Below are 286 nucleotides of genomic sequence, written 5' to 3'. Positions count from 1 at the left end.
CTCGGCGTGATCGCGGCTCGATGCGCTGGGTGAGCCTGTCGCGAGCAACAGGTTCGGGCGGGGTATGTCGATCGCCTAAGCCGCGTCACATAAACTGAACATCGTCCGTTTTGTGTGCCTGTCTACGGATCGTCAAGTTGGCCCAAGGCTGCCGTTCGGCAATGCGCCTCAAGTTGGCCATTGAACTTATCATGGCCGCCGTCCAGAAGCGGACATCCGAGCGGCTAGCCGCAATGGCACCTTTGCGCCCAACAGCGGCCACCTTCCCCTCGAGATCGGAAGAGCA

Annotated in this window: 1 protein-coding gene; it reads right to left on the bottom strand. The window is 60.8% G+C overall.

Annotated elements, in window-relative coordinates; translation table 11 throughout:
* Positions 1-85: 85 nt before the first annotated feature.
* Positions 86-286: hypothetical protein (locus EN804_RS37830; protein WP_210237407.1), on the bottom strand; the 201-nt coding region annotated here is incomplete at its 5' end.

The organism is Mesorhizobium sp. M8A.F.Ca.ET.161.01.1.1 (genome assembly GCF_004792105.1).
Taxonomy (GTDB): Bacteria; Pseudomonadota; Alphaproteobacteria; order Rhizobiales; family Rhizobiaceae; genus Mesorhizobium.
This window is presented reverse-complemented; position numbering and strand designations above follow the sequence as displayed.